4 protein-coding genes are annotated in these 4558 nt (G+C 69.5%); 2 read left to right on the top strand and 2 right to left on the bottom strand.

Annotated features, from left to right (window positions below; genetic code table 11):
• Both B4E30_RS11730 and glpK read left to right on the top strand, forming a co-directional pair.
• On the top strand, window positions 1–1233 hold a 1233-nt coding region (locus B4E30_RS11730; protein ID WP_286795403.1), incomplete at its 5' end, for an alpha/beta hydrolase.
• 61 nt (window positions 1234–1294) lie between these two features.
• A complete protein-coding gene (gene glpK / locus B4E30_RS11725; RefSeq protein WP_286795402.1) occupies window positions 1295–2845 on the top strand; it encodes a glycerol kinase GlpK in 1551 nt (516 codons plus the stop codon).
• Here the strand turns inward: glpK and B4E30_RS11720 are convergent.
• Both B4E30_RS11720 and B4E30_RS11715 read right to left on the bottom strand, forming a co-directional pair.
• Window positions 2828–3754 (bottom strand): DNA-formamidopyrimidine glycosylase family protein, encoded by a 927-nt coding sequence (locus B4E30_RS11720; RefSeq protein WP_286795401.1) that lies wholly within the window; start codon window positions 3752–3754, stop codon window positions 2828–2830. The two genes, glpK and B4E30_RS11720, sit on opposite strands and share 18 nt — an antisense overlap.
• Before the next feature lie 137 nt (window positions 3755–3891).
• The gene (locus B4E30_RS11715; RefSeq protein ID WP_194383565.1) at window positions 3892–4470 is read right to left on the bottom strand and encodes a GNAT family N-acetyltransferase; all 579 of its coding nucleotides are present in this window, start codon (window positions 4468–4470) and stop codon (window positions 3892–3894) included.
• Between the last annotated feature and the right edge of the window lie 88 nt (window positions 4471–4558).

The raw sequence follows: 4558 nt of genomic DNA, 5'->3' as shown, positions 1-4558 counted from the left end.
GCGAAGTACGACGAGTTCTTCTTCCGCACCTACGACGAGAACGGCGTCGTGCTCACCGCCCCTCGGGACTACGTCTCGACCGATAACGCGCAGTCCTTCCTGCACTTCGGAGCCGATCCGTCGTCGTTCACCGACGAGCGCGAGGCCGGGGTCTACTACGACGAGGCGATCGACGGCACCGACAGCTCCCGCGTGATCTACAGCCTCGACCAGACTCACCCGTGGTCCCACACGTCCGCGACGGCGGCAGGCGACCTGGTGGAATTCTTCGACACCGTGTTCGAGTCGCCGAATCCGATCGACGCCGCCAATCAGGTGTGGCAGTGGAAGGTCTTCTTCAACACTCTCGGACTCATCGGATTCGGAATCTTCCTCGTGGCGTTCGCCCGTGCTCTGGTGACGACGAAGATGTTCGCAGCAGCTCGCCTCCCCGCCCCTGACGCGCAACCACTGGCCGGACGCGCTGCGAAGCTGTGGTTCTGGGGTGGCCTGGCGGTGTCCGCCGTCGTCAGCGCCGTCACGTACGTGTGGCTGAGCCAGCAGGCCTTCACCGGTCTCGTGCCGGCGTTCATCCCGCAGACCCCGCCGTACTTCATCGGGTTCTGGGCCGCCGTCAACGGCGTCTTCACCCTCCTGGTGCTGTTGGCCGCGTGGTGGTTCACGATGCGTGGCTCGAACTCCGGCCTCGCCGCCCGCGGTCTCTGGCAGGGATGGCGGCCGTTCGGCGCCGGTGTCGCCGTCGCGCTGCTGACCGTCGTCGCGGCGTTTGGACTCGTGTTCGTCGTGGATTACTTCTTCCAGACCGACTTCCGCCTGTGGGTCCTCGCGGTGCGGGCGTTCACTCCCGACAAGATCGGCCTCGCGCTGATCGTTCTGCCGCTATTCGTGATCTACTTTGTCGCGAACTCCGTCGCCGTGAACGTCTTCAACCGTGTGACCATCGGTGGTCGCGAGTGGATCAACACTGCCCTGTTGGCGTTCTTCAACGCGCTGGGTCCGCTCGTCCTGGTCATCGCGCAGTACGTGACCTTCGCGGCAAGCGGTCACCTCATCCCGGGCTTCGGAGGCATCTTCAGCATCTGGCTGTTCCCGGTCCTGGTGATCCTCCCCGTCGCGGCGATCGTGTCGCGGAAGATCTACCGAGAGACGTCCAACCCGTACATCGGCGGGCTGATCATGGCGGCCGCCGTCGCCATGGTCTCCGCGTCGAATACGCTGACGTACGTCGTATGACCCGATGCGGGGCACCCGGTCCACGGGTGCTCCGCATCCCATCCGAGAAGAAAGAGGCGACGTGGCCGAACACGTGATCGCGATCGATCAGGGGACCACCTCGACCCGGGCGATCGTGTTCGATGCCCGAGGATCCGTCGTCACGAGCGCACAGCGCGAGCACGAGCAGATCTTCCCCAAAGCGGGTTGGGTCGAGCACGACCCCGAGGAGATCTGGACCAACACGTCGTGGGTCCTCGAAGCGGTGCTGGAGCAGTCCGGCCTCTCCGCGGGCGACATCGCCGGCATCGGCGTGACCAACCAACGCGAGACCGCTGTGGTGTGGGACCGTCGCACCGGACGCCCGATCGCCAACGCGATCGTGTGGCAGGACACCCGAACCCAGCCGCGCGTCGACCGTCTCGCCGCCGACGGCGGCGTGGACCGCTTCGCCGGGACGACCGGGCTTCCGCTGGCCACCTACTTCTCCGCCTCGAAGATCGCTTGGATCCTCGACAACGTCGAGGGCGCCCGCGGGGCCGCCGAGGCCGGTGACCTGCTGTTCGGAACGCCTGACTCGTGGGTGATCTGGAAGCTCACCGACGGGCGCGAGCACATCACCGATGTCACCAACGCCAGCCGCACGCTGTTGATGGATCTCGAGACCCTCGATTGGTCGGACGAGATGCTGCGGATGTGGGACATCCCCCGTTCGATGCTGCCCGGCATCCGCCCGTCTTCCGCCGTCGTGGGCGAGGTGGTCGAGCCCGCCCCGGCCGCCGGGATCCCGATCGCGGGGATCCTCGGCGATCAGCAGGCGGCGACGTTCGGCCAGGCCGCCTTCGAACCGGGGGAGTCGAAGAACACGTACGGCACCGGGAACTTCCTGCTCGTGGGCACCGGCACCGACATCGTCCGTTCGGGCAACGGTCTCATCACCACCGTCGCCTACCGGATCGGTGAGGAGCCGGCGCGCTACGCCCTCGAGGGGTCGATCGCGGTGACGGGATCGCTCGTGCAGTGGCTGCGGGACAACCTCGGCCTCATCCGCTCCTCCGACGAGGTCGAGGAGCTCGCCGGAGGCGTCGACGACGCCGGCGGCGCATACTTCGTGCCGGCCTTCAGCGGGTTGTTCGCCCCGCACTGGCGTCCGGATGCGCGCGGGGCCATCGTCGGGCTCACCCGCTACGTCAACCGGCATCACATCGCTCGCGCGGCCCTCGAGTCGACCGCCTTCCAGTCGTGGGATGTCATCGAGGCCGTCGAGGCCGACACCGGCCACCCGCTCGAGGAGCTGCGGGTGGACGGCGGCATGACGAAGAACGACCTGCTCATGCAGTTCCAGGCCGACATCCTCGGCATCCCGGTCGTGCGCCCGCAGGTGGTCGAGACCACGGCGCTCGGCGCGGCCTACGCGGCCGGCCTTGCCACCGGAGTGTGGGCCGACCACGACGAGCTGCGGGCGCACTGGCGCGAGGACCGCCGGTTCGAGCCGCGCATGAGCACCGACGAGCGCGACCGGCGGCGACGGCTGTGGCGCAAGGCCGTGTCGAAGTCCCTGGACTGGGTCGATGACGACGCGCGCGTGCTCATGGGCACGACCGACGACGGCGGGTCACTTCAGCAGTCGTGACAGGCGGCGATCGGCGAGGATCTTGCCGCCGGTCTGGCACGTCGGGCAGTACTCGTGGGAGTTGTCGGCGAAGAAGACGCTGCGCACCTCGTCGCCGCAGACCGGGCACGCTTCGCCCCGCCGGGCGTGTACCTTCATGCCGCGGCGCTTGGCGTCCTTGAGGTCGGCCGGGGGCTTGCCCGATGCGGCGGCGAGGGCCTCCGCGATCGTCGCCTGCATCGCCTCGTACAGGTGCGCGACGGTGTCGGCGTCGAGCGACGACGCCAGCGCGTAGGGCGACATCCGCGCGGCGTGCAGGATCTCATCCGAGTAGGCGTTGCCGATCCCGGCGATGAGGCTCTGGTCGCGCAGCACGCCCTTGATCTGCGTGCGACGACCGGCGAGCACGCCCGCGAGGGTGTCGACGGTGAAGGCCGGATCGAGCGGGTCGGGCCCGAGGCGGGCGACGCCGGGCACATCCGCCGGGTTGCGCACGATCGACACCGACAGCGACTTCTTGGTGCCCGCCTCAGTGAGGTCGAAGCCGGACCCGTCCGACAGGGCGACGCGCGCGGCGATGGGGGACTTGCCCGGGCGGAGAGCCGTCGCCGGCAGGGCGTCGTACCAGCGGAGCCATCCGGCCTTGGCGAGGTGGAAGACCAGGTGCAGGACGGCGTCATCCGTCGTTGCGGTGGGGGTGGCTGTGGCAACGTCGATTGTGGCTGGGGCGGTTGCGGCGGTTGCGGCGACGTCGAGGAACTTGCCGTGTCGACTCACGCCCGTGATCTCCGCGCCGTGCAGCGACTGCACCGGCGGGTCGTAGGTCTTCAGGGCCGCGATGTTCGTGACGGTGACTTTGGTGACGGTCAGTCCGGTGATCCGCCCGTCGAGGTAGTCGACGAGTCCCTGCACCTCCGGCATCTCGGGCATGCCCTCAATCCTGGCACGGCGGGGCGGCCGCTGGGCGGGCAGGGGTCGGCGGCGGGGCGCAGGCTGGTGCCGGCCGCCGGATCGCGGGAGGGATCCGTCAGTCGGGCGTCGGCCGGTTGGCGCGTGGCGCGACACGGTCAGGACGCGGTCGCCGACGGCTCCAGGATCGGCCACGGCTGCGGGGAGCGGTCATCGCCCGGCAGCAGGCCGGCGAGCCACGCATCTTCCCGGCCGCGGTGGCTGGGGAGCGCCATCCGCGACATGCCTTCGAAGTGGAATCCGAGTGCGCGAGCGGCACGTGCCGAGGCGAGGTTGCCGACTGCGGCGCGCCATCCGATCCGTGCGTAGGCGCCACCTGCCGGGTCCAGCCCCCAGTCGAGCGCGGCCCAAGCGGCTTCGACGAGCACGCCGCGGCCGCGCGCGGTGGGCGCGACCCAGTATCCGAGCTCGGCGGAGTCCGCGGACGTGCGGTTCAGCCCCACGACGCCGAGCAGTGCCGTGCCCTCGCGTATCGCCCACGTCTGCTCGACGCCGGTGCGCCAGCGATCGTCGGCACCGGTGCAGAACTCCTCGGCGTGGTGTCGCTCGTACGGCGCGGGCACCGTCGTCCACCGTTGGATCTCCGGATCCTGGCATGCGGCGAACACGGCGTCGACGTCGGCCGCCTCCGGCGCCGTCAGCACGAAGCGTTCGGTGGCCAGGTCGACGGCGCGCATCTCCCCACCCTACGTCGCCCTCCCATTCCTCCGCCCTGCGTCGCTCTCCCATTCCTCCGCCCTGCGTCGCCCTCCCATTCCTCCGCCC

The sequence above is a fragment of the Microbacterium sp. UBA3394 genome, from assembly GCF_002358725.1.
GTDB classification, from domain to species: Bacteria; Actinomycetota; Actinomycetes; order Actinomycetales; family Microbacteriaceae; genus Microbacterium; species Microbacterium luteum.
This window is presented reverse-complemented; position numbering and strand designations above follow the sequence as displayed.